Below are 3,797 nucleotides of genomic sequence, written 5' to 3'. Positions count from 1 at the left end.
GACTGGCAGTTCTAAAAAAATGAGGATAATCAATGACGAATTTACTATGGATCAGAAAAATAACCAGGCAATAATGACTAATGGAAAAAATATATAAAAGGAAAAAGAATTTTTCCTTGAATTTACGTCGCATTTTTATGAGCACTATAAAAAATGCCAAAAACCCGATGATAAAAATCAACAAAAGAATAATTGACTGGATATCCAAAATACTAACTTTTAAGTATCCTAAAGATACAATTATATTGCTAAGATCTCAACCAAGGAAATGCCTTTTGCTCATTAATTTTGAAAGTATTGAAGGCATTATTTCAGGGGTACAAATGCTAGAATTAAACGCAGTGAATAACAAATTCTCACAAAAAAAACCGCTCAAGCGAACTTGGCGGTTTTTTTAGAATCTTGAAATTCTCAATTATTCAATCTCCACTGGAAAAGTAGCTGTGATATCAGTTTCTCCTCCGGCATCATCAATACCCGTATTTGGTTTCTTTGGCTCGTGACGTAAAGTAAAGGTTAATGTACCTGTACTAGCGTCTCCAGCATCTAATGAAAATTCTGTTCCTAAAGGATTTCCATCCATATCAAAATTCTTATATTCGGTTGTTGCGTCAAGTCCTCCACCTACGGTGTAGAAAAACTGATGTTCTTCTGCCTCTTCTTCAACTTCTACAGTGATGTCTTCTGCAGGATCTTCGGTTTCGTTCAACAACTCGATACTACCCATATACGTAATACCAGAAGTCATAGGACCCGATACCGTAATTACTGGCTGGTTTGGACCATCACCGTCCAGATCTACTGTCTTTAAGGTGACATTTGTTCCTCCACCGTTAGGTACCATAGTAATCGTCATGGTTGTAATTAATTCCTCTTCATTCACAGGTGGAATATCATCATCATCGTCACTACAAGACATTAGCAAGGTTGAAAAGATAAAGATAGCTGCTAATAATTTTAAGTTTTTCATTTGTTTATTATTTAAATGTTAGTAATTAAATTTTAGATTTATTAAAATATTTCTACCCAAATCATCTGCATAATAACGCATACGGTTCAGGTAATTTCTGTAGGAAGTATTCATCAAGTTAGTGATGTCTAATCCCAGGGTGAATTTTGATTTATTTGTTGACCTTAAAGTGATGCTGGAACTAAAGTTCAATAAGTGATAAGCATCGGGAGGAGTACTCACGTCCACCAATTCGGTCGTTCCCGTTTCAGGGATATAAACTTCAAAGTTGTTATCAGGATATTCATTTTGCATAAATACATAATTACTTTGAAGTGAGATTCTGAGATCTTTTAAGTCAGGATTCTGATAAACGATCTCATTCTGAGTATTTACAGGAGGCATATCAATTAGGGCTTCATCCTCTATTCTGTCATATCCTTTTATAAATGAGAACTGATGATTGAATCGAAAATTTTTGGCAAATAGATAGGACAGGTCCCAATCAAAACCAAGAAGCTGCGCATCAGTCTGTCTATATTCCCATACCTGAAAAGTACCTCGAATCGTTTGTTGAACACCCGTAGGTTCTATGACAATAAAATCTTGTATGGTATTCACAAAAGAATTGACTGAAATATTCCAAACCTCGTTTTGAAATTGATAAGAGAGGGAAACATTATGTGCCACTTCTGAATTTAGAGCTAACTCTCCAATTTCAATACGAGAGGCTGAATGATGTAAACCTTCGCTAAACAATTCTGATGGATTTGGAGCTCTTGATGCCATGGAATAATTCATAAACAATTTCGAGTTATTATCAAACGAGTAGGTAGCTCCAAGCGTTGCTGACAGATTTGGATAATGAAGTTGGGGGTTGGTCAATATCTGATTACCCACCTCTCTAACTACAAATTCTGGAAAAAGTACATCGTAGCCCTTTGACTCCCAAAGGGATGTTCTGTAGAATTTCAGCGCATCCATAAACGTATAGTCAAAGCGGGCACCCGCTTCAAACATCCAATGATCGTTAAACTGATAATCAGCAATAGCATATACCCCAAAGTCATATTTTTCATAATCGGGAATCAGCCTCCTTACACCTGTATTTGGATTTGCAAAATTGTCTTGATAAGATCCCATCAGTCCCGTTTTCAATCTCAGGTCGTCATTGAGAAAAGAATCTAGGTCAAGCTGAATGGAATGGGTATCAAGCTCCAGATCCAACGATGCCTTATCCCTGTCGTCTCCTCTCCTAATATCGTACTCCAACCTATTATTTCTTTGGAAATCATAATGCAGGCTCAACCTACCCAGACCATCAATACGCTTAAATCCGCTAATTCGAGCCACCTGATGTTTTGCATCCTGCTTCGGAGCATTGATATCATAAGTAAAAGGTTCAATAACCAATGGAACGTCACTATTGATCGCCCTGACCAGATCCTGTGCACTAGATAAATGTGATGCACGCAGAATGCCAATTTCAGTTCTAAAAATACTGTAAAATGCCTCGAACCCTTGATCATAGCGATTTAATCCGATGGTGAACGATCCGTTTCCTTCTATTACTCCAGTGTTACTCAATACATAATCGGGCGCTTCAAAATCACCAAACCGCTTGAAGGAACCTTGAACAGACCCATACCATCCGTTATGGTAGGTTTTAGTCAATTGTGTCGAAACTGACAAACCTCGTCCGTTGGTAGCTCCTGTGAGGAGGGTTTTGCCAAACAAACTGTCTAGAACCGGAGCGGTTGGAGCCTCAGCTACAATAATACCACCTACTGCATCTCCACTGTATTGCAAGGCGCCAGCCCCTTTAATCAAAGTAAGGTTTCCCACCGAATTGATGTCAATGTTTGGGGCATGTTCAGCACCCCATTCTTGGTCTTCCATTCGGACTCCTTTGTTAATGATGACAACGCGACTACTGTGAAGCCCATTGATCATGGGTTTAACAACCGTACTACCCGTGTTCAACGAAGCAACGCCACTCAAACTATTAAGAGCATCACCGATTGAACCACTGCTGAACCGTTCCAGATCCTCAGTGGATAGTTGGTTTTCAACAATTGTTTTGGTATTATCTCCTGAACTTTTACCTCTTAAAACGATTTGATCAAGTTCTTCCAAATGATGTTCCATTCTGAACCTTTTTGTCATGTTGCCCGATATCTTAACTGTGAAACCTTGGGTAAGACAGCCAGGATGGGCTACTTGAAAGGAGTATACTCCGTCGCATAATTCGGGAATTCTAAATTCTCCGTCAAGATCAGACTGAACATATATTTCAGAGCCTGCAACAATAACAGTAGCGCCCACAAGTGGCGAACCATCATGCAGATCGGTAATGATTCCCGTTAGGGTATTGTCACATTGTTGTGAAAAAACATTGGTAACTGCCAATAGCAGTACCAAAAGAGCGGTATTTCGCATTCCTATTCATAATTAACATCAAAAGTTTATTTGTTTAACTAAGAATAGAAGAAGGGGGTCCTCGAAGTGGGTTTGAATTAAAGATTATTAAATCTATCTCAAGCTTTGAAAGCTCGTCAACTTGCAAGACATCAAAATCAGGAGATAATATTTGAGAATATTGGGGGAGATTTGAATCGAATGGCACGAATTGAACGGCACAGATTTCACATTTTACTTCGGTTTGATCAACATGAAGATCCTGGTCTGTACATACGATATGCTCGTGCACGCCAAAAACATGAACAAATTGAATCACTGTTGGCAACATCAACGCTATAAATAGAGCCGATGCTGAAAGTAATTTAACGATTTGTTTTTTTCTGTTCATACAGGAGTATATCCGAAGTTTGCAAAAATAGAGAAAAAA

The 3,797-nt window shown here is 38.3% G+C and carries 3 protein-coding genes; all 3 read right to left on the bottom strand.

The features are described from left to right. Positions 1-415: 415 nt before the first annotated feature. A complete protein-coding gene (locus tag ACR2MV_RS13555) occupies positions 416-970 on the bottom strand; it encodes a type 1 periplasmic binding fold superfamily protein (RefSeq protein WP_434022508.1) in 555 nt (184 codons plus the stop codon). Positions 971-988: 18 nt separating this feature from the next. Further along, complete coding sequence (locus ACR2MV_RS13550; protein ID WP_434022507.1) at positions 989-3,388, bottom strand: TonB-dependent receptor; 2,400 nt, start codon at positions 3,386-3,388, stop codon at positions 989-991. Positions 3,389-3,422: 34 nt separating this feature from the next. Further along, positions 3,423-3,797, bottom strand: a 375-nt coding sequence (locus tag ACR2MV_RS13545) for a hypothetical protein (protein WP_434022505.1), incomplete at its 5' end; no start/stop codon positions are given.

Source organism: Lutimonas sp., from assembly GCF_051011215.1.
Taxonomy (GTDB): domain Bacteria; phylum Bacteroidota; class Bacteroidia; order Flavobacteriales; family Flavobacteriaceae; genus Lutimonas.
The sequence above is the reverse complement of the archived record's forward strand: the minus strand, read 5'-3'. Positions and strand labels throughout refer to the sequence as shown.

Bases quoted from the DNA above. Each gene is read 5' to 3' on its own strand.
- ACR2MV_RS13550 (WP_434022507.1), bottom strand. From the start codon at position 3,388: ATGCGAAATACCGCTCTTTTGGTACTGCTATTGGCAGTTACCAATGTT.
- ACR2MV_RS13555 (WP_434022508.1), bottom strand. From the start codon at position 970: ATGAAAAACTTAAAATTATTAGCAGCTATCTTTATCTTTTCAACCTTG.